This is a genomic window from Akkermansia massiliensis (genome assembly GCF_018847375.1).
In the GTDB taxonomy this organism is placed as follows: Bacteria; Verrucomicrobiota; Verrucomicrobiia; order Verrucomicrobiales; family Akkermansiaceae; genus Akkermansia; species Akkermansia massiliensis.
In genome coordinates this window covers 1,853,105-1,873,812 of record NZ_CP072036.1, presented here as the reverse complement: position 1 = coordinate 1,873,812, position 20,708 = coordinate 1,853,105, and the positions used below count along the sequence as shown (strand labels likewise).

General features: G+C 53.9%; 14 protein-coding genes and 2 tRNA genes. 3 read left to right on the top strand and 13 right to left on the bottom strand.

Features of this window, described 5'->3' with window-relative positions; all coding sequences use genetic code 11:
• Window positions 1-336: 336 nt before the first annotated feature.
• The 4 genes from J5W70_RS07795 to J5W70_RS07780 all read right to left on the bottom strand — a co-directional run bounded on the left by J5W70_RS07795 (window position 337) and on the right by J5W70_RS07780 (window position 8,012).
• A complete protein-coding gene (locus J5W70_RS07795; RefSeq protein ID WP_022396206.1) occupies window positions 337-2,727 on the bottom strand; it encodes an LPS-assembly protein LptD in 2,391 nt (796 codons plus the stop codon).
• Window positions 2,728-2,804: 77 nt separating this feature from the next.
• A complete protein-coding gene (locus J5W70_RS07790; protein ID WP_215832699.1) occupies window positions 2,805-4,709 on the bottom strand; it encodes an NPCBM/NEW2 domain-containing protein in 1,905 nt (634 codons plus the stop codon).
• A gap of 18 nt (window positions 4,710-4,727) precedes the next feature.
• Window positions 4,728-6,878: a hypothetical protein gene (locus J5W70_RS07785; protein ID WP_022396208.1), complete on the bottom strand. Its 2,151-nt coding sequence runs from the start codon at window positions 6,876-6,878 to the stop codon at window positions 4,728-4,730.
• A gap of 144 nt (window positions 6,879-7,022) precedes the next feature.
• Window positions 7,023-8,012 carry a malate dehydrogenase gene (locus J5W70_RS07780; RefSeq protein ID WP_022396209.1) on the bottom strand — a complete coding sequence of 330 codons (990 nt, stop codon included), beginning with the start codon at window positions 8,010-8,012 and terminating at the stop codon, window positions 7,023-7,025.
• A gap of 189 nt (window positions 8,013-8,201) precedes the next feature.
• Between J5W70_RS07780 and J5W70_RS07775 the strand changes: the two genes are divergently transcribed.
• Complete coding sequence (locus J5W70_RS07775; protein WP_022396211.1) at window positions 8,202-9,524, top strand: UDP-glucose dehydrogenase family protein; 1,323 nt, start codon at window positions 8,202-8,204, stop codon at window positions 9,522-9,524.
• A 109-nt stretch (window positions 9,525-9,633) separates the two neighbouring features.
• Here the strand turns inward: J5W70_RS07775 and J5W70_RS07770 are convergent, their stop codons facing one another.
• The 8 genes from J5W70_RS07770 to J5W70_RS07735 form a co-directional block, all read right to left on the bottom strand.
• Window positions 9,634-10,614 (bottom strand): Amuc_1434 family mucin 2-degrading aspartic protease, encoded by a 981-nt coding sequence (locus J5W70_RS07770; protein WP_240454296.1) that lies wholly within the window; start codon window positions 10,612-10,614, stop codon window positions 9,634-9,636.
• A 54-nt stretch (window positions 10,615-10,668) separates the two neighbouring features.
• Window positions 10,669-10,953, bottom strand: a complete 285-nt coding sequence (locus J5W70_RS07765) for a hypothetical protein (RefSeq protein WP_022396213.1) — start codon at window positions 10,951-10,953, stop codon at window positions 10,669-10,671.
• A gap of 254 nt (window positions 10,954-11,207) precedes the next feature.
• Entirely contained in the window at window positions 11,208-12,593 is a 1,386-nt protein-coding gene (locus J5W70_RS07760; RefSeq protein ID WP_146021176.1) for a hypothetical protein, read from the bottom strand.
• Window positions 12,590-14,221: a hypothetical protein gene (locus J5W70_RS07755; protein WP_215832698.1), complete on the bottom strand. Its 1,632-nt coding sequence runs from the start codon at window positions 14,219-14,221 to the stop codon at window positions 12,590-12,592. The genes J5W70_RS07760 and J5W70_RS07755 overlap by 4 nt, the downstream gene beginning before the upstream one ends.
• Window positions 14,202-16,634: a ligand-binding sensor domain-containing protein gene (locus J5W70_RS07750; protein ID WP_215832697.1), complete on the bottom strand. Its 2,433-nt coding sequence runs from the start codon at window positions 16,632-16,634 to the stop codon at window positions 14,202-14,204. Before J5W70_RS07750 ends, J5W70_RS07755 begins: the two co-directional genes overlap by 20 nt.
• Window positions 16,635-16,813: 179 nt before the next feature.
• Window positions 16,814-16,890 (bottom strand) — tRNA-Pro (locus J5W70_RS07745).
• Between the two features lie 34 nt (window positions 16,891-16,924).
• A tRNA-Phe gene (locus J5W70_RS07740) sits at window positions 16,925-17,000 on the bottom strand.
• Window positions 17,001-17,134: 134 nt separating this feature from the next.
• On the bottom strand, window positions 17,135-18,001 hold the full coding sequence (locus J5W70_RS07735) for a hypothetical protein (RefSeq protein WP_146018163.1): 867 nt from the start codon (window positions 17,999-18,001) through the stop codon (window positions 17,135-17,137).
• Window positions 18,002-18,160: 159 nt separating this feature from the next.
• Between J5W70_RS07735 and J5W70_RS07730 the strand changes: the two genes are divergently transcribed.
• Both J5W70_RS07730 and tilS read left to right on the top strand, forming a co-directional pair.
• Window positions 18,161-18,436, top strand: coding sequence for a type B 50S ribosomal protein L31 (locus J5W70_RS07730; protein WP_022396217.1), 276 nt, complete (start codon window positions 18,161-18,163; stop codon window positions 18,434-18,436).
• A 104-nt stretch (window positions 18,437-18,540) separates the two neighbouring features.
• Window positions 18,541-19,548 carry a tRNA lysidine(34) synthetase TilS gene (gene tilS, locus J5W70_RS07725; RefSeq protein WP_022396218.1) on the top strand — a complete coding sequence of 336 codons (1,008 nt, stop codon included), beginning with the start codon at window positions 18,541-18,543 and terminating at the stop codon, window positions 19,546-19,548.
• Here the strand turns inward: tilS and J5W70_RS07720 are convergent.
• Window positions 19,502-20,593 carry a phosphate acyltransferase gene (locus tag J5W70_RS07720; protein ID WP_022396219.1) on the bottom strand — a complete coding sequence of 364 codons (1,092 nt, stop codon included), beginning with the start codon at window positions 20,591-20,593 and terminating at the stop codon, window positions 19,502-19,504. The two genes, tilS and J5W70_RS07720, sit on opposite strands and share 47 nt — an antisense overlap.
• Between the last annotated feature and the right edge of the window lie 115 nt (window positions 20,594-20,708).

Genomic DNA, 20,708 nt, shown 5'->3' with positions numbered 1-20,708 from the left:
AAGCCCCAGCCCTCCCTGAAAAGAAGATGAACGTGGACGGACGAATTGTAAAAATGCGGCCTTGGACCGTGTCCGGGGGGGCCATGAACAAAAGCTGATTCGTTCATCTTCCAGCTTCACTCACCTTGAGGACGGCCTGTCTCGCATTCCGCTCCAACCAGGGAATCCCGGTTTCCCGGCCCCTGCAAAATCACGCAACCCCGGAGAAAAAGCCCCCCTCCCCGGAAAAACGTCACACAGCCCGGGCAGCTTCCATCCCTAAAAACACGGATGCCGTAACAAGGAGAAACGCTTCCGGCGCACCCATTACAAGAGAACCGCGCCCTTCCCCGGACATTAGAGGAACTTGACCGGCATGTAGTCCCCGGTCTGCTGAATGGTGAAGCTGATGCCCAGGCCGAATTCGTTTTTATTCCCGTTCTTGCGCACGAACGCTCCCACGCCCAAATACCAGGAACCCATGTTGTGGTACACGTTGTATTCCTGAATGTCCAGCTTTCCGTCCAGCAGGGAGAAGCGCCACTTGCCGCTGAATGCCCAGGCTTCCGAAAAACGCTGCAAAACGCGCAGGTCAAGCTGGCTGCTGTCCTCCAGCAGGGAGTGCTGGTTCAGGTAACGGTGCCCCACCACGAATTCCGTGGAGCGCCACGGCATGAAGCGCAGTGAGTTGTTGTACTCATGGCAGCCGGAAATCTTGTCCTTCCCCAGGATGGGGGCCTGCATTTCCGACCGGTATTCCATCCACGGAACAGGATTCCAGCGCATGAAGGAGAAGAGGTTGGAGAAGTCCCGCTGGTTGATCGGGTCATACAGGTACGCATCCATGAACACATCCCAGGAAAACCAGCGGTGGGAATTGGCGTCCCGGCTGGTCATCAGCATGTTGCGCAGGCCGTACCGGAATACCAGCCCCGTGGGGAGGGAGTCAATCTCCGTATACCTGCCCAGGCTCAGGGACGGCGGATTGGTGGTGGGGGTGTCTCCGTCAATCTGGGGATAAAGCTCGCTCAGGCGGTTGGTCTTCACGTACGCCAGCGTAAAATGGGGCTGCACGATGTGGTTCATGCCGTTCAGGCCCAGGGAATCACTGTACACGGAGGAATAACGGCGGGAAAATTTGAAGTCCGCATCCGTTCCGGCATAAAAAATCCCCTGGTTGAGCGGCTTGTAGTCCTCCACGCCGTAATACCCGGTGTAGCCCCCGCCCAGTTTGGGCGTCAGGTTCAGGAACCCCATGATTTTCTTGGAGGCGGAAATTTCATGGAAGGAATGGAACCGGCTGTAGCTGTCCGTCATCAGCATGCGGGCCCAGTAATCATAGGAAGTGGTTCCGGGCTCCATCTCGTCCAGCATATCCTGGATTTCCGTCCGCATGAAAGGGGGGACGTACTGCTTCAGGAAGGCGAAGCTGGTGCGGCTTTCATACATGACGGGAGAACGGAAAATGGGGGACTTGATGCGTTCATAGCTGAACTCCGTCCGCTGGTCCGCCATGTAGAAGTTGTTGGGAACGAAACGCTGCAGCAGTGAAAAATCATTCGTGTCGTCCGTGCGGGAGAGAAGCACCGTATTATCCGGAGAAGAATTGCGCTGATAGATTTCCGGATAAAAGTCGCGGAGCATGTACTCGTCGCTCAGCATGTTGACGTTGGCCTTCAGCCGCCAGTCCGTGCGGGCGTTTACCCGGTGGGACCACATCTGCTGGAGCGCCAGCCGCCACCGGTCCGGGTCCAAGTGCTCGCGGTATTCATCATCCCCGGCGTTAATCTTCACCCCCTTGTCATGGGTTTTGTAAAAGGACAGGCCCGTCATGTCCGGACAGTCCTTTTCCAGCAGCACGTCACGGATGTCCAGCCCGTAGGCGAAGCCGCGCCTGGTGCGGTAATCCACATGGAGGGTGCCCAGATAGTCGGCGGAAGGCATGCCGTTGTCCGACCATTTTTCCCCCAGCAGGAACCCGTATTCATTCAGGAGGTAAGGCCCCCAGATGGACCGCATGCCGGGAAGGGGAAGATAGCCCACCTCCGGATTCAGGGAATGGCTGAGATAGGGAAAGTAAAAGAAGGGAACGCCCCCGTAATGCAGGGTCAGGTTCTTGAAGGAGAACCTGTCTTCCGGATACACGCGTATCCTGTCCGCTGAAATCCAGGTGAGGGGTTCGCTGACGTCCTCCGCCGTAACGGAGGCGTTACGGGCTTCCAGATAGGTCTTGCCGGCGGCGTCCTTCCGGGATTCAAACTTCCCGCTGCGCAGGATCAGCCCTTCCATCTTCGCCCGGATGGCGTCCGTGAGGAGCACTTCGTTCTCCCAGTCGAACTCCGCGCTGCTGGCGCGTATCAGGCTGTTGGTGCGCGTCTTGCTGTCGCTCTGGTAAATGGACAGGTTCCCTTTCAGAAAAACCCTGCTCCGGTCCATATCCGCCTGCGCATAATCCGCAAACACCTCCACCCCGGTATCCGTGACCATGTGCACGCGCGGGCCTTCAAAAATGATCTTCCTGGCTTTCTCCACCCTGATGGGCCCGTCATTGGTGATGGAGATATTGGAGGGAATCTGCGGCATGAGCGTGCCGGAAAGCAGGTTCCCCACCATTTCCCCCTGGGGCTCTTCCTGCCCGGAACCGGAGGACGGGGAGGACGGCGGCTGTTCCGCGGGCGTCTCTGCAAACAGGGGAGCGCCGGCAATCAGCGCCGCGGCACCCCATAGCTTTGCATTCATCCCAATCATGGCTAGTCCACAGAACACTATGAGAAAGGACAAAAGACAAGCCTAATGTCACATTTCTCCGCCAGTGGAGCGGAAATTTACCGGGTCAGAATGCCGTTGGCAATGATGCCCCAATCGGCGGCATTGCCGTCTCCGGCGTCGTCCACGCGGATTTCCAGCTTCCTGCCGCCCTCCACCGCCGCCTTCACCGGAACGGAGGAGCCGTCCTTGAGCACGGGGGTTTCCACAAGCTTTTTGCCGTCCAGGTACACGCCGAATTTGACGCTGCCGCGGGAACCGAAGGGCAGCCCCACATCCGCGCGGAACTCCTTCCAGCGTCCGTCCAGGTCATAGGAAAAGACGGCCGGGGCATGCGCCAGGATGAAGCGTTCCGGCTTCCCGATCGTCCTGAAGAAAGGCACAGGCCCCAGGTCAGTCGGAAAGAGAACGTCCCACAACGGAACGGCCCACCCCACTTGAGCCACGGAGGGCTTGCAGTCATTCAGGCTGACGCTGGCGGTTTCCGCAGGAATCTGGGCCGGGGTAGCCTCCAGGGAGGGGTCCTGGCGCTCCAGGGCGCGCTTCCAGATGGGGAGCCATTCTTTCACCTCCGGACGGGAGCCATGCTTGCGCTCCACCTCCGCGAGGGCCTTCCGGGCTTCCTCCGCGCGGCCGCGTATCCACAGGTTCTGAACATCGCCGAAGTAAACGGTCTGGGCCAGCGAAGGAGTCTTGGCCCCCTGGGCGTCCATCCACACGGGCAGCGTAATCATGCTGCGGGTGCTGTCGCAGTTCAGCACGGCCACCCGCATTTCTATAAAGCCGCCCCTGTAGCCGGGCCGGCAGATGGTAAGGTCAAACTCTCCCTTTCCATTCAGGGAAGCTCCCACGGCATTGGAATCATAATCCGAACCGCCGGGAGGGTCCAGGTGGACTACGATTCCATAAGCGGGCCGCGTCAGGCGCACCCGGCCTTTCAGCCGCAGGCCGTCCTTGACGGGAATGGCCTCCAGCCGTTCAAAGGACCCCGGAACGTATTTGCCGATCATGCGCCCGTAGGAGGCGTCAGCAGGAAGCTCTGTCTCCACGCCGTTGAACAGGGGAACGCTGGCCAGTTTCAGGGCGTCCGTAGGCGCCAGGAAAGCCCCCTTCCCCTCGTTGCGCAGTTCATTGCCGTACGAGGAATTGCCGTGGCCCATCAGGGAATCCCCCGCGTTAGGGTAGTCCCATCCGTTGCCCGTGTGCGGAAGGCCGAAGGAATGCCCCAGCTCATGAGCCGTGCCGCCTATGTAAATGGTGGCGTTCTTCCCCTTGGTCACTTTGAAGCGGCCACCCTGCATCATCTCCGTATCCAGGAAGCTGGCGGGATCCAGCCCCTCCTGGTCGCAGGTCCAGCCCGTTCCCTGGTGGCTGAAGCCGCCGCCGTAATAAGGCCCTACGCCGTCCGGCAGCTGGCACACGATCAGCACGTGTTCCTTTTCAATGTCAATCCCCTTGGACGCCAGCACCTTCTTGGCCGCCTCCCGGGAGACGGGACCGGAGCTCTGCACGTTCATCTCGCTCATGGGCCTGTCCACATAGGCATCGTAAATGACCAGCTTCCCCCGTTCGTCCAGGTCCAATTGGAACGTAAGCGGAGGGAACCCGTTGGCCTGCATCTGGTCCGCATAATAAGCCTGGATATTCTTCAGGATATGGTCATACCGTTCCCGGTATCCTTCAAGAGCCGGCCTGTCCTTGAACGTTACGTAAACCACGTGCAGCTTTCTGGAAGACTTGGGCTTCCCCTGGTGATAGGCGCTCAGGGCCTTCCATGCGGCGCGCGCGTTGGCGGCATCCCCGGGATTCACCGTCCAGCTCACGGGCAGGCGGGTGAACTCCGCCCCTTCCCGGGCCGCGGGAGCCGGAGACCGGGAGGCTGATTCCGCATCCTTCCCCATGGCGGGGGCGTTCCACGCCCCGGCGCCCAGGGCCAGCAATAAGACAAAAAAGCGTTTCGACATAAAATCCATGAACCGATGTCAGGATATACGGGTAAACCGGAGGTGTTTTATCACCATATCATTCACCAGACGGTTCATATTCTCGGAAAAAGAGTCGTACACCACTTCCACGCGGCAGGGACCGGGCGTCATCACCACCTCCACCGCCGTGGAATAAATGAAATGCTCCCAGTTGCCGGAGCGTGACGTATGGGGAAAAGCCAGCGTGCCCGCGCGCCGCCCGTCCAGATACAGGCTGCGCAGGGCGCAGGTGTTCCCGTCTGAAACGTCAAAAGTGCCGTTCGCGAAAAAGGCGTCCACCCGGTACACGCCGGGCTTGTCTATGTTGACATTATAGCACAGGGCGTCCGGAGACTCCGTAACGCGGGAAAACCAGACTTCATCCCCGCTCAGCCCGCAGGGGCGCGTCTCCATGCGGGCATCCGCGGAAGGATAGTCATTGGGTTCATTCAGATAAGACTCCCTGCCGTCCAGAGCGACCGCCATCACCTGGAAAGACACGTCCCCCCGGCTGGGGGCAGGCATGTAATGGCAATACTCCGTCTGGGACACGGGAATGCCGTTCCGGTAAACACGGTAATAATCCGCTCCGGCCACGGCCTCCCAGGCGATTCCATGGCGGGCCGCCTTCCACTCCGGAGCCTCCAGGCTGCCGCCCATGTGGGCCAGATTCACCTGCCCCGCCCCTTCTTCTGCGGCAACCAGCTCCAGTTCCACGAACACGCGGCCCTTCATGCCCGGAGAAAGCACGGGGGGAGCCTCCTGCCCGTTGACCAGGCACCGCGCTATCCGGCGCCCGTGGCCGCGCAAGCGCACATCCACCGTCATGCCGCGGTATTCCAGCCCGGCCAGTTCATGAACTCCCTCAAAAGACTCCGGAACACAGGGGCGGAACTCCATGGAATCCGGCTGAAGGCGGATGCCGAACAACCCCTTGTAAAAACTGCCCAGCATCCCGGCAATGCTCCAGAGCTGGCTGTCCGAACTGAGCAGCAGCCCTTCATCCAGGCCCGTTTCCAGAAGCACGTTCTCCTTGTTCGTTCCACACAGCAGGGCGGCGCGCACCATGCAGGCGAACGCCAGGGCCAGGGCGGACTCATTCTCCACCGCGGCGGCGGCCTGCGCGTAATAGCCCTCCAGGAACGGCCACATGGCACGGTTGTGGTAAGGCGGCACGCCGTCCGGCATCTGGGGATGGAAACAGGGAATGCCGTACACGCAATGGGGGAGGACGGCTACCATTCCGGCGGCATGCGGACCGTGAGCCTGCCCCAGAAGCACGCAAAGCAGATTGCCCAGGGAATCCACCTTTTCCGACAGCACGGGGTAGCCCCGGCCATACAGGTACTGCCCGTACAGGGCATGCTCCGGAATCCGGAAAAACCGCTCGATGACGGCGGACAGGGAGACGCTTTTTTCCTCCCATTCCCGCGCCTTCTCCTCCAGCCCCAGTTCCCGGAACATCCGTGCCAGAACCTTGCGGGCCTCCGCATGCAGAACCATGGTGGAAAGGCTGCATGAATCCCCGATGTCCGCGGAAGTCATCCACGCCGGGTAACTCTGTTCCCGCCAGTCCAGGAAAGATGACTCCCCTTTCACCAGGCCGCCGGTAGCCGCAAGCACCTGTTCATCCCGCATGCACGTCTTTTCCAGCACGCGGCAGGAACGGGCCAGCCAGCCGGCGTCCCCCGTCAGGCAGTAAACCTCCCAGGCGGCCATTCCCCACACCACGCGGTCAGAGGAAATGGGCCAGGAACCGCCCGTGCCGGTATCCTGCTCCACCTCCCCGTTCCGCACCCGGGCATTCAGGCTCTTCATGCAGGCATGGACATTCCACAACCCCAGCCCCAGATGAGTGGCGTAGGAAATATCCCGGGTCCACACGGTGGGCCAGTTGGCTCCCGTCCGGAACGTCCCTTCTTCATTGAGCAGGGAGCCGGCCTCGTTAAGCGCCAGGCTGTAGGCCTTATTGAGCACTTCAAAGCTTCCCCGGTAATGCGGGGCATTCCCGGCCTCCGGCAGAACGCGCCATTCGGAATAACGGCCGTTCTTCATGGTCTTCACCTGGCCGTCCGGCTGCACCTCCGCCCAATGCGCGGCATCCTGGCGCACGGAATTTCCGGTCAGTGTAAAGGCCTCACCCCGGTATAATATGCGGTCTTGGTCCATAAATAAGCGGATGCTGCATCCATCTTTCTTTTTAACACGGGGGAAAACTTCTGTCCCGCAGAAAATGAGGCTTACGGAGCTTTCAAGGCACAAAAAAACCGGGCTCCCCGAAAACGGGAAGCCCGGCGCAAGAGCAAATCAACTTTAATGCTTCAACAGAGAGGAAACGGCGTCACGTTCTTCCTTCAGTTCATTGACGGTGGCGTCAATCTTTTCCTGGGAGAACGCGTTGATCGGCAGGCCCTGCACGATTTCCCAGCCGCCGTCCTTGGTGGTGCGGACCGGAAAGGAGCAGATGAGGCCCTTTTCAATGCCGTAGGAGCCATCGGAGCACACGGCCACGGAATACCAGTCGCCTTCCGGCGTCTGGGTAGCCAGGCTGCGGACGGTATCCACGGCGGCGGAGGCGGCGGAGGCGGCGGAAGAAGCGCCGCGGGCCTTGATGATGGCGGCACCGCGCTGCTGCACGGTGGTGATGAAATCACCCTTGAGCCATTCCGTATCCTTGATGACTTCCGTCACGGGCTTGCCGCCGATCTTGGCGTTCGTGAAGTCCGGGTACTGGGTGGAGGAATGGTTGCCCCAGATGGTCATGTTGGTCACTTCCGTCACATGGACGCCAGCCTTTTCAGCAAGCTGGCTCTTGGCGCGGTTTTCATCCAGGCGGGTCATGGCGAAGAAACGGTCGGCGGGAACGCCGCTCGCATTGTGCATGGCGATCAGGGCATTCGTATTGCAGGGGTTGCCTACAACCAGCACGCGCACGTCCTTGGCGGCGCTGCGGGCGATGGCCTGGCCCTGGCCGATGAACACCTTGCCGTTGATGTCCAGCAGGTCCTTGCGTTCCATACCGGCCTTGCGGGGCACGGAGCCTACCAGAAGGCACCAGTTGGCGCCGGCGAAGGCTTCATCCGGATCAGAGGTGGGAACGATTTCATTGACCAGCGGGAACGCGGCATCACGCAGTTCCATTACCACCCCTTCCAGAGCATTCATGGCCGGGGGAATTTCCAGCAGGCGCAGGTTGATCGGCTGGTCCGGTCCCAGCATGCTGCCGGAAGCAATACGGAACAGCAGGGAATAGGCAATTTGGCCGGCGGCTCCTGTAACGGTAACGGTGATAGGTGTTTTCATAACGTTCAAATTAAAATAAACAGATCTTTTCTGTCTGGTCCCGGTTATAGCACAGGGAAGAACGGCGCTCAATCAGGAACTTTTTATTTTGACAGAAAAAATCCTCTTCCCCATTATGCTTGAACATCAGCCCTGCAGGCCTTATCCTTTAAATCAACCAAGTTTTTACCATATATTTGCACTGATACCATGAATTTAACGATCATCGGCAGTGGCTACGTGGGGCTTACCACGGGCACCTGTTTTGCGGAAATGGGCCACCACGTCATCTGTGTGGACAATAACGCGGAAAAAATACGCACCCTCCAATCCGGGTCCATTCCCATTTACGAGCCCAAGCTGGAAGAACTCGTGAAAAAAAACGTGGCCGTCGGACGGCTGGAATTTTCCCCCTCCATTGCTGATTCCATTGCGGAAAGCGAAGTCATCTTCATTGCCGTGCCCACGCCGCCCAATACGGACGGCTCCGTGGACCTGACCTACATTGAAAAAGTGGCGCGGGAAATCGCCCAGGTGCTGAAACCGGAAATGGGTTACAAGGTCATTGTGGACAAATCCACCGTACCCGTCAAAACCGGTGAAAAAGTCCGCCAGACCATCAAGCGCTATGCAGGAACGGACGTGCAATTCGACATCGTTTCCAACCCTGAATTCCTGAGGGAGGGATGCGCGGTGGACGACCTGCTGCATCCCGACCGCATCGTCATCGGCGCCAACTCGGAACGCGCCATGGACGTCATCAAGCGCGTCTACCAGCCCATCCACGCGCCCATTCTGGAAACGGACGTCAACTCTGCGGAGCTCATCAAGCACGCCGCCAACTCCTTCCTGGCCCTGAAAATTTCCTACATCAATGCCGTCGCCAAGGTCTGCGAAAAAACGGGAGCGGACGTGGAACTGGTGGCGGAAGGCATCGGCATGGACAAGCGAATCTCCCGCCACTTCCTCAACGCGGGACTGGGCTACGGGGGCTCCTGCTTCCCGAAGGACGTCAAAGCCTTCATCAACATCAGCCGCACGCTGGGCATTCCCTTCACCCTGCTGGAGGAAGTGGAACATATCAATGACACCCAGCACATCCACTTCCTGGACCAGATCAGGGACCGTCTGTGGGTGCTCAAGGATAAAAAAATAGCCGTCTGGGGCCTGGCCTTCAAGCAGAACACGGACGACATCCGGGAATCCATCGCCCTCAAGCTGTGTGAAAAGCTCCGCAGGGAAGGAGCCATCGTCACCGCCACGGACCCCAAGGCCATGCACACCGCCGCCCCAATCCTGGAACCGCTGGGCGTTACGCTGGAGGAAGACATGTACGAATGCGCCCGGGATGCGGAAGTGCTGATCATCGCCACGGAATGGAGCGAATACGCGAATGCGGACCTGCAAAAGCTGGCGGACGTCATGCGCAACCGCATCATCTTTGACGGAAGGAACATCCTCTCTCCGGCCAACATCCGGGCCGTTGGATTTGAGTACCATTCCGTGGGCAGGCCCTCCATTGAAGAAGCCTGACCGCTGCCGGGAATAATTCCGGCTCCAAACGCCCCATTTGCAGAAAAGCCCCCGGAGCGCTGAATGCTCCGGGGGCCTTTGTTATGTATTCGCTAATCCTGTTGGCCGATCAAAACTCAAACTGCAATCCCGCGCGCAGGTAGAAACCGGGATCGTAATGGTACTTCTCCAGCTCATGGCTCCCGTTGCTGGTCTTGATGGTGCCGGAGTTCCCAAAGGAAAAACCGACGTCCGCCACCAGTCTGGGACGAACGCTGCCCCAGTGTCCCAGGCCTACGTCGGCGCCCACGCCGGCGACGCCGGAAATCCACTCGAACTGGCGGACGCGGCGGTCATGGTGAATCGTCCAGGTGCCGGACACCACGGAAACGAAAGGCCCCCACGTCAGGCCGTCGCTGACCTTGTTGATATAGGAAAGCCGGGCTCCTTCCAGTTGAAGGGTCCAATTATTCGTTGCCTTCCATTCAAACTGGATAAGGGGAAGGAGGGGAAAATCTCCCAGCTGCGGATAACAGCCGACGCCGATACCATAGCTGAACCGGTCATTCAAGGGACCTGCGAGAAGGGCATGGCCGCCGAAAAACAAATTATGGGTCGTCCAGGTATCGAAATCCGTGGAAATCTGCGGCGTTACGCCGAAAACCAGGCTCGTCTTCCCCCTGAGCTTGTAAGACGCTGTCACATTCAGCCAAATCGTGTACAGCTCATCCACATCCATCTCGCGCGCGCCTTCTCCGTTGAACCAGCTCAAACGAAGGGCGGCCGTGGAGGAAAAGCCCCAGGAACCGCTGGACATCCGGCACAAATTCAGGTCCGTCATCCAATTCTGTATGTTCACGCTCCCATGTCCGTTTCTGGAATCCATGGGGCCAAGCAGCTCAAAATAGGACTGCGTGGGAAAAACGGGCTTGGAGGCGTTCTCCCCCGTAGGAGCCGGAGAGCTATTGTAGCCTCCGGAATAAGCTTCCGCATAATAGCCGGTATCATAACCGTCTGAGGAATCGGAATCCGGATAAGGCTGGGCGTTCGCCTGGGCGACCAGAGTCATGCCGGCCATGAGAGAGAAACTTGATAATAATCGAAGGAACATGATCGGAAATTATATATCAGTGCACACTCGGTCAATCAAAACATATACAAATGACTAATTAATATTTTCACGCCCGAACAGCAGCGCGATCATAATCATCACGAGTACAAGAAGTAAGTACCAGCGGGCCGCTTTGCTGCTCCGGATACACGCCCCCGCACAAACAAGAGACACGACAAAACAAACCGCCGCCGCCAAAAGCATGGCCCGCGCCAGCATGGGAAAATCCAGCGCCCCTGCCCCCGCCGCAAAAAGCGTCCCTACCACATACCCGGCAAATGACCACCTCAACCCCGCCAGCCAGGAAAAGGAGGCTGTTTTTTGCTGACTCTGCTTCATATATTCACTCTGCTTGCCTCCCTCCGAAGCTCAAGTAAAAAATCGGCTTTCTCCATGATATCAACAAAGAGAATCTCCCTCAACACGGGAATGCCTCCCAAAAGCAATAAAAAAGCACGTTGAAAAATAGACCGGGCACAAGAGGCGAAGACCCCCCATATCTGGTTTTATGAACTAAAAAAACTCCGGAATACTGCACCTCCAGGATTTCTTCTCAAGATAACATTATTCAGGTTCCATATACGGTTCAACATTTATTTGTTTTTCCTGACTGCTTCAAGCCTCTTATCAATTTGCTCTGTTAGGGAAAGAACAGAACAAGACGGATCCATGGAAACAAGGGCTACTACCGTATTACCGTTCACGAAAAAGAGGGACGACTCGTTGCTCGACGGAATAATTCCGCCAAAATCGCCCAATACCCCCTGCCTTCCCAAACTGTAATCTCCCAGTTTGAACGGATTGACGACCACTGTTGCTATTTCGTCATCCCAAGACCATTGTTCAGGCCTGTCCGGGGTTTTCTGAAAACGCCGTGAATACAGCTCGTTCATGGCCGCAGACTGAGACTGGCAATAGCCGACAAAAAGCCAAATATCGCTCTTGTCATCGTCTTTCCCTTCCGTATGAAGGCGCGCAACCACGCCGTTTTCCTGTTCATCCACCACATCCACGTCTCCCTTCTTCCAAACAGTCTTCAACCATGCCTGATTGATAGCACCCTGATCGGGATTGGGCAAAATAACCTTCTTGTCGGGAGAAAGCGAAAGAGATGAGAAATATGTATCAAAGTTTTTCCACTTTAAACCTTCCGATAAATCAGATTCCCCACGAACGCTAAAAGGAAACTTTCCGGGAATGCCATAGTCGGGAGCAAGTTTTTTTCGTTCTTCCCGCTGCTTCTCTTCTTTTTGCCAACGGAGTTTGGATACTTCTCTGGCCCTACGGTCCCGCTGTTTGATAGATCGGTTGAATTCCATTAATTTTTCTTGGGCTAAATCAAAATCATAAACAGCCGGCGCTTTCCCATCCAGAACGAGAGACAATGCTTTAAGTACAGGCAGCATTTCACGCGTAGAGGCATATCTCGTCTTTACCGTTTCGGGGGTAACAAAAGTAGCCGGATCGGTAAATCCCTTGAACGCCAATCCAGCGTTTTTAAACGTAAAACAAAGAATATCATCACCTTTGGTCATAACCCAGCAATCGTCGCTTAACACTATTTCCTTATAAATGGAAGGCATGGACCAATAATTGAATGAAGCTCCTTCAAAAATAATCATATCAGTCCGTATGCCGAAAACACTGGTGGAGTATCTGACATCCATCGATCCATTTATATGTCCATGTTGATTGCAATAGAGAATAGGATTCCATGAATCGGAGGTAACAAAAAAAATACCGTTTCTCACTTTTAATCCATGGAGGATTTTTTTGAGATCAGGCGCCTGATCTGTTAACTTTTTACTTCCAAAATGAAAGGAAGTATTTTCCAAGTCTTTTAGCCCATGCAATCTTATGCTTTGCATGGAAGATCTATTTTTTTCCGCAGCTACTGTCATCAAAGGCATAGACTCCGTTGCAAATAATGAAACGGAAGTACATGATATTGTAAATAGTATAATCAATATATTTTTCATGAGAACTCTGTTTTAAATATTCTACTATTAGGCGGAACAGGTGGATTTTCTATCGTGCTTTTTTGATAGGAATTAGAACTATCACCAACTACTGGTCCGGCACAGGCATCATAAATAAATTTAAACGAAGAACCAAATAAACTTACATCGAATACGACATATGCATGATTACCAAATCCGGTCCTATACTGATAATAGGGATTTGTTTTCAGAATGACTGGAACCGCAAGAGCTGCGGGAAGGCGAGGATTTTTATAAAAAGGATTATTACAAGAACCCACTCCTATTAAATTGACAGTTAATATATTCCCAAAAGGTTCCTGATAATTTCCTTCGACGTTGATTCCAAGCAATCTAACGAGAGCAGTTAGAGAAAAGCATTGGTCGTAACAATTGACTACATTCCCATTGTTCTTCTCAAGATAGGAATCCAGATTAATAGTACCAAGTGATGGAGTATACTTTGGTGCTCCCCTCACCGTATCATAAGTCCACCCCATCTTGCTAAAAGTATAATTAGTAATATTTTTTATGATTGAATCTGATGAATTTTTATCAAGCCCTATATTCCCTGAACCTTCTATTACTACATCTAGCGCTTTAATCCATGGTTTTTTCTTATTGTCATTCATATCCCACGGCGATTTGAGTGGTTCACTAAACAGGACATACCCATTCCTAACTGTTGTTTCAAAAACAATTGTCTCGTTAGTAAGAGCAGTTCCTTGAATCTCTGTTAATCTCCAAGTCCATTGTTGATTTCCTTTATTCAATTTGGAATCAATATTATCTTTGAAAGGAATTTCAAATTCTGTGTTGTTATCAAATTCCTGTTCATCCAGTTCTGGGAGGAAATTTTTCGAAACTTTTCCCTCACCCTTTGTCTTTACCTTCGCTTTCTTTATGATTCCAGGTTTTACTTCCGCTTTAATTTTTAGATCAGGTTTTTTACCGCCAATATAGAGAAAAGGTTCCGATTTCGTTGCTTTGCCATTCTTATCAAAAGTTGCTTCCGGGACATCTATGATTTTCCCTTTATAAGTTTTTAATAAATCCATAGCATCCTTGTCATGCTTACCCTGTACGTGATTGAAACTTATTTGATGGATTAGGAGGCTTGGAGTTAATAATTTGTGTGCGGCTTCAAGATCAGTCAAATGTTTTTTCTGTCCGTTTTTAGTCTCATAAAAACTCATCTTGCATTTTACCGTGATCACTTTTCCCCACTGTTCCTTGTTAGACGAATGGACAGTACAAGTGTCCTGATCTCCATTTTTGACTTCCAACTTTTCCGTAACGGTCCATTCGTACTTTTTCTCTTCGTCCAATTCGTATCCTGCATGCGGCTGCGGCGGCTCCACGACAACAACAGTGAATTGCCCCTTAGCTTTATACTCCTTGATTTTCTCTGGTTCAAAAATGGCATATTTATTGCTGTTCTCATCTTCTGGATCCTCTCCTTCTGCTTCTTCTATAGTACATATGGGAAGTGACTGAGGATCCACCTTGATTTTACCTCCCGGCTCCCCGCTCGCCCAACTCGCTTGCAGAATCAGAGAACAGGCAATTAGAACAATATAATAATACCGCAATATACTCATATGTCTTTTATCGATTAAAATATTCATTCAGCCGTAATCTCATTTTATTTACATTTGATTCACTGTATTGCTTTGTTCCAATGATAAATTGTTTCCAATCAACTTTCCATCTATCCATCATTCTGATTTCCTGGGGAGTAAAATCAATGACATTGGGACTGTTGGGGAATTTATAGCTGGAGCGATAATAAGAATCCTTCATTTGCTCCGTTGACCATGTCTCAAGCATCTTTTGTTCAAATTTCTTGATATCGCCTTCATCCCAGATCTTTAGATGCCACTTCCAGTTTTCTTTCAATGGACCGGGAACTGAAGCCTCATTCCATAGTTTCCTAAACGTATAAAGCAGTAATTTTTGGGAAAGGCGAAGATGAAATGGAGAATCGGCCCGTTTCACAAAACAGTTGCTCCAAGCTTTCAGTAGATTTTCCGGAACATCAGCATTTTTTATGGAAGTAAGTTCCGGAGGGGAAGGCATCCTGGCATTCTGATAGCCGCTTTCCAGACATGCATTCAGAAAAACACCACCAAAAGTCGCCTCTTTAGAGCCATTTCTGGAAATTCTTAAAAAATAGAATCCGGCCCGGTCCGTATAAAAATTTTTATATACTCCATTATTCCCGAAATCCCGGCATCTCGTACGGACCATAACAGGAAGCGACATGATACGGGTTAGTTCAAGGTTTACAATATTTTCCGATTTTTTCCCATTCCTTTGAATCAGAACCTCCTGAGGCAAACGAGATTCGACAAAACGAGCTTCGATCAGGTAATCCCGATCATAGCGTGAAATGTCATTGGATAAGGGTTGGTTGAAGTAGAGGGAAATTTCATTTTTACCAGCAGGAACGCGTACAAGAACCCATAAGTCTGGACCATCAAAAAAGGTACCGTGCATATAACCCTGATCACTCCATTCGGAACAGGGACGGGTCGCATCGTTGATGTTGTACAGACAAATTCGGGACGCTGCATTTTCTTCATAGAATTTCCCCGATATCCAGGCATCTTTGATTTTCTTCCTCGGCCCGAGAGTTACTCTGGCGTCATACAAATAGCCTCGGAAATCCTTTCGTTGATCAAAACGATGCATGATATTTCCCCATGACTTTTTTGCCGAACGTCTTAAGGAAAAATGGCGTCCATATCTGTTGCACCAGTCGCCCTGTGTTTCCCAATCATCACAGGCAAAACAAATACCATAAGGCCTTTCGCCAAGCGGCAGAGATTGAAACTGGTTCAAAGAATTATGCCATGCCTGATCATCTGGAATGGAAAAAATTTTTGGATGTTTGATTTCATCTCCAAGACGACGTCTTTTCTTTTTACTGGCTGTTGTTTTTCCAACGACCCGAAACCCTTCTCCAAAAACTCCAGCTAAAACAGTCCCATCAGGAAGATCAACAAAACAACTGACTGTGCCTCCCTTTTTTTTCTCTGCCAATTTAGTGTTCACAGAACTTTCATATTGCATATTTGCCGGATTAAGCAAGATGGGAACTTGATTGCGGAAGCCTATCCACACTCCTTCCTTTACGGGATAAAGGCTCGTCACATAATCTTCGGGAAGAGGCCTCAATTTACCTTGGGAAGATTTCATAATTCCCTTCGCTTTCAGTTTTTCCACGGCATCCATTCCCCGGATAAAAATCTCTTTGTCACCGCGTTTTATTCCCAGTCCTGACGTTGTGCCCACAAATACGGAATTACCATTGGCAGCCATGGTATTGCACAAATTTGACGGCAGCCCTGCACCGAAAAGAACCGGAGGTTGCGAAAGCTTGCGTGCATCATCCGAATGCCATTTTGACTGAAAAAACTCACAGGTCTTGTATTCATCCTTAAGAGTCATCCGGGCCATTCCTGCCGTTAAGAAGCCTACCCACAAATCTCCCGACCTATCAAAGGCTAGTGCTGAAACTTGATCTTCAGGCAAGCCATCGGCCCGCGTGACATCCTTCCATGAATCCGTCAAAGGGGAATAAATAGCAATGCCTCCCGAGGTTGCTACGGCAACATCCCCTGTTGCAGAAGAGACGCTAATGTCAAAAACACGGCCACCCGGCAATGTCGTCTTACGGGTGTATGTTTTCCATTGTTTGCCATTCCAAATACACACTCCCCAACGGTCTGTTCCCACCCATATTCTTCCCTGGGCATCTTCAGCCAGGGCATAGAAATTTTCAGTATCTGGAAAATCTGCCGCTGTTCCTGCCTTTTTCCAGACCTTTTTATCCAGCTCCAAGTAGAATAATCCCTCACCCTGGGTTGAAGCCCATAAAATACCTGAAGAATCCACTAAAGCATCCGTTATCCTGCTTCCGGGACAAGGAGGAAGGTTGGAGAAATTTTCCACCCCAAGAGAGAAGGAACATAATGCAAGCAAAGTTGAGACCATTAATCCCAATAGCTTCAGAAATGCCGTGAATCTCATATTCATCGGATGAAATTCTACTAATTTCTACAACAAAAAACTAAAATAGGGCTTATCAGCAACAGTAGTTCTTCTGATATTTGCTATTATGTGGAAATCAAATTAAAAAGTCAAAAATTATTTCCCTCCTTATTTTGGAATATTCAAGACTCTCCCTGGTTTTTCCCATTACTGGGAGTAAAAAGTGGTCGGGAAGACAGGATTCGAACCTGCGACATCCTGCTCCCAAAGCAGGCGCTCCACCAGGCTGAGCTACTTCCCGTATAAAAAAGGGATTAAAAAATTGGGAGAAAAAATGGTGGCTCGGGACGGGATCGAACCGCCGACACGGGGATTTTCAATCCCCTGCTCTACCGACTGAGCTACCGAGCCACTTGCTTGCACGCAGAACGTGTTTGCGGGGCAGAATCTAGCACCGCATCTCCGGTATTGCAACCACAAAATATCATTTTTCCAATTTTCCTGCGTTTTGCCGTGTCCGGCCCAAGGAAGTTCTTCCCTGTCAATCAGGAGGAAGCCTGAGCCAGAATACCGCTCAGCAACAGCGGAAAGATCAGCGCCACCCAGGAGAGGGTGTACAGCAGGAGAGGGGGCATGTTCTTTTTCAACCTGTCCAGCACGAACATGAATACCCCCGCCATGGCCAGCCCGTAATAGATCCACGCGTCACCGGTGTATTCCCGGGCGGCGGCGGCCAGGCAGAAGACGACGTAGATCACAATCACCCCCATCCAGACCAGGGAAACCATGTCCCGGGCGGCGGAGTCCTGCCCGTCTTCCTCCTCTTCTTCATTCCACCGTTTGCGGCTGAACATGCTGAGGATGACCAGAGCGACGAGATACCAGGTGGGCGTGGACAGCTGGCCGCCCCAGCCTCCGCCCATCGTTCCATAGAAGTAGGCAGGGATTCCCGCTCCCGTAGAAAAGGAGACGGCGGCAAAGAATGATGCCATGACGAATCCGGAGGACAGGCTCCCCTTTTTGTGCGGATTGGAGGAAAAGTAGAGGAAGAGCAGGCTGCAAATACCCGGAAGCAGGGCAAACTGGAAGATGACCACGCCCAGTTGGAAGAACATGATCCACAGCCCCGTCACGGCCGCCACCACAATGAGCAGGGAGATGACGAAGCAGTGCTTTTTGGCAAACAGCAGGCATTCATCCGAGTATGCCGCAGGGCCTCCCCGGAATATTTTAAGCACCCGGTCCAGCATGTTGACGCACCAGACGGCCACAAAGAGGAATTGGTACAGCCAGGGGGTGGAGACTACCACCAGATGGGACTGGCTGACGGCAAAAGCCCATGCAATGGCTGCAGAAGGAATCTCCAGTCCCATCAGGGAAAACCACGCCCACCAGGGGGGTCTCTTCAGCACCTGCTCCATTTTCCGTTACATCATCCCCATAACCGTTCCTCCCGCAAGCTCCCGAACCGTCATTCACAAACTTCCGCATTTTTATGCGGGGATGCTTGACATGCAATAAAACACTCCTATACTGGTGCTCCCCTTGCGTCGGAAACGCAATACATCACCATGAAGAAAGATATTCATCCCCAGTACAATCCGGTCGTTTTTGTCGACATCACCACCGGACGCCGCTTCATCACCCATTCCACCGTTCGCTCCCCCAAGACGGAAGTTATTGACGGGGTTGAACATTTCGTGGTTTCCTGCGGCATCACCTCCGACTCCCACCCGTTCTTCACCGGCAAGAACCAGTTCGTGGACACGGAAGGCCGCATCGACAAGTTCCAGAAGCGTTTCGGCGCCGTCCGCCGCAGCGGCGGCAAGCCCAAGCTCAACAAGTAAGGCTTGTCCCCAACAGTTTTCCAACCCCGTTTCCTTTCCGGAAAGCGGGGTTTTTTATTTGCAGGCTTCTCTTTGCCCCTTTTTCCTGCTTCACTGGCGGCAGCATGACGTTGACACCAGACCATTTTGACAAGCAGTCTGCGGAGCTTCTCCGCTCCGGCCGTCCCGTCCTTGCCGGAATCAGCGGCGGACGGGATTCCATGGCGCTGCTTTCCCTGCTTTCCCAAATGCCGGGGTGCCACCTCATTGCCTGCCACGTAAATCACGGGCTGCGCCCGGAGGCGGAGGAGGAGGCACAGTTCGTATGCCAATACGCCGCCTGCCTGGGGGTTCCCTGTGTCCGGGAACGGGCGGACGTCCGCGGCATGGCCCGTTCACGTGGAATTTCCATTGAAGAAGCGGCGCGGGATGCCCGGCAGGCCTTGTTCCTGAAATGGGCTGCCGGCTATCCGGGGGCTTTCGTGGCCCTGGCCCACCACCGGAACGACCAGCAGGAGACAGCCCTTCTCCACCTGTGCCGCGGGGCTTCCGGCATTCACGGCATGTCACCCGTTTCCACCTGGGCCAACGGATTGACTGTCGTACGCCCCCTGCTGGATTTTTCCCGGAAGGATATTACCGCCTACCTGGAGCATCGCCATATTCCATGGCGGGAGGATTCCAGCAACCAGTCTGCAGAGTATACCAGGAACGCCCTGCGCCATGAGGTCATTCCCAGGCTGGACACGCTGTTCCAGCGAGACACCAGCCTTTCCTTTTCACGCGCCTGCCGCATTGAGAACCAAATCCGCACGGCGCTTTCCCAGGCGCTGGATTCCATGAATCTGGCAGACCCCCAGGGGCGCCTGTTCCTGCCCAAGGTCAACCAGCTTCCCGCGGAGCTGAGGCAATGCGCCGTGCATGATTACCTGCGCCGGCAGCATATTCCGGACCTGACGGAGGACGCCGTGCTCCGGGTGATGAGCATTCTGGATACGGACGGTCCTTCCCGGACTTCCCTGCCCGGCGGCAAGCTGGCCGTACGCAAGGAGAAGCGCCTGATGGTCACGGATGCGCCGCGCCCAATCAATAAAGGGGAGCAACCCCCTGCGGGTACAGCAGGTGGAATTTAATGGCTTCATTCCCCACCACCAGAGCGGTGCCGAACATCCTGTCTTCATCCGTCAGCCGCGGGAGCTGGGCAATCGGGAAGAGCAGCCCTCCCAGAATGAGGCCGTAGTTGTATACGGACGGCATCATGCAGAGCAGCTTTTTGGAGATGTCCGCGGCGTCCAGGGTCGGGAAGACCCACACGTCACTGGGCTGAAGCATGGAGTTGCGGTGAACGCGCACGCTGTAGGAGTCCGGGGACAGGGCGGCGTCAATCTGGATTTCCCCTTCCACGGAGATTTCATTGTTCAGGCAGTCCTTCTGCACCATGCTCCGGGCCAGCGCGGTAGCGGCCCTGGTGCGGTCTGCAGCCAGTTCCGGCACGGACCCGGCGGTGGAGGCGCTCAACATGGCGACGCGAACGCTTTTGCCGAGCATGTGGCGGGCCATTTTGGCCGTTTCCACGGCAAAGTAGGCCATGTTTTCCACGGTGGGATCAGGGGTCACCCCGGTATCCGCCAGGAAGTAGATGCCGCGGCCGCCGAATTTTTTGGCAAATTCGGGAACGAGAACGATCGAGATGGCAAAGAGGGGCTTGGTAGGAACGGGTTCCTGCCGGTATTTGTTCACGGCGCGGAAGACGGAAGCCACCCTTTTCATGTTCCCGGCCACAATGGCGTCCGCCTGGCCGTAAAGCACCATCATGGCGGCAAAGTGGACCGGCTCGGAGACGATTTCACGGGTGTTCATGGGCAATCCGTTGCCGAACATTTGTTCCGCCCGTTCATAGCGGTCGCAGAACATTTGAAGGTCCGAGCTTTTTTCCGGCTCAATGATGCGGACGAATTTCAGGGAAATTCCGTTCATTTCCGCCATCCTCCTGATGACTTCCTTCCTGCCCAGCAGGATGGGCACGCCTGCCTGTTCCGCCACGAAGCGTTCGGACACGCGCAGCACGCGAACATCCTCCCCTTCCGGGAAAACGATGCGCTTGGGATGACGCTTCAGGTTGTCCAGGAGCGGTCCTGTAAAATCATTCAGCGGGGAAAAGCCTTGCCAATCACTCATATGTCACGTGTCCTATTTAACGCGACTCTAAAAAATCCTGTCCATAAAATCAACCCATAATGTCAAAGACGGCAAATAATCGGCAAATACGTCCTCCGGGTTGAACCGCCCGCGC

Excerpts from the sequence above, each read along its gene's own strand:
- J5W70_RS07730 (WP_022396217.1), top strand. The coding sequence starts at position 18,161 with ATGAAGAAAGATATTCATCCCCAGTACAATCCGGTCGTTTTTGTCGAC.
- tilS (WP_022396218.1), top strand. The coding sequence starts at position 18,541 with ATGACGTTGACACCAGACCATTTTGACAAGCAGTCTGCGGAGCTTCTC.
- J5W70_RS07795 (WP_022396206.1), bottom strand. The coding sequence starts at position 2,727 with ATGATTGGGATGAATGCAAAGCTATGGGGTGCCGCGGCGCTGATTGCC.
- J5W70_RS07750 (WP_215832697.1), bottom strand. The coding sequence starts at position 16,634 with ATGAATATGAGATTCACGGCATTTCTGAAGCTATTGGGATTAATGGTC.
- J5W70_RS07755 (WP_215832698.1), bottom strand. The coding sequence starts at position 14,221 with ATGAATATTTTAATCGATAAAAGACATATGAGTATATTGCGGTATTAT.
- J5W70_RS07780 (WP_022396209.1), bottom strand. The coding sequence starts at position 8,012 with ATGAAAACACCTATCACCGTTACCGTTACAGGAGCCGCCGGCCAAATT.
- J5W70_RS07760 (WP_146021176.1), bottom strand. The coding sequence starts at position 12,593 with ATGAAAAATATATTGATTATACTATTTACAATATCATGTACTTCCGTT.
- J5W70_RS07720 (WP_022396219.1), bottom strand. The coding sequence starts at position 20,593 with ATGAGTGATTGGCAAGGCTTTTCCCCGCTGAATGATTTTACAGGACCG.
- J5W70_RS07790 (WP_215832699.1), bottom strand. The coding sequence starts at position 4,709 with ATGTCGAAACGCTTTTTTGTCTTATTGCTGGCCCTGGGCGCCGGGGCG.
- J5W70_RS07785 (WP_022396208.1), bottom strand. The coding sequence starts at position 6,878 with ATGGACCAAGACCGCATATTATACCGGGGTGAGGCCTTTACACTGACC.
- J5W70_RS07770 (WP_240454296.1), bottom strand. The coding sequence starts at position 10,614 with ATGTTCCTTCGATTATTATCAAGTTTCTCTCTCATGGCCGGCATGACT.
- J5W70_RS07775 (WP_022396211.1), top strand. The coding sequence starts at position 8,202 with ATGAATTTAACGATCATCGGCAGTGGCTACGTGGGGCTTACCACGGGC.
- J5W70_RS07765 (WP_022396213.1), bottom strand. The coding sequence starts at position 10,953 with ATGAAGCAGAGTCAGCAAAAAACAGCCTCCTTTTCCTGGCTGGCGGGG.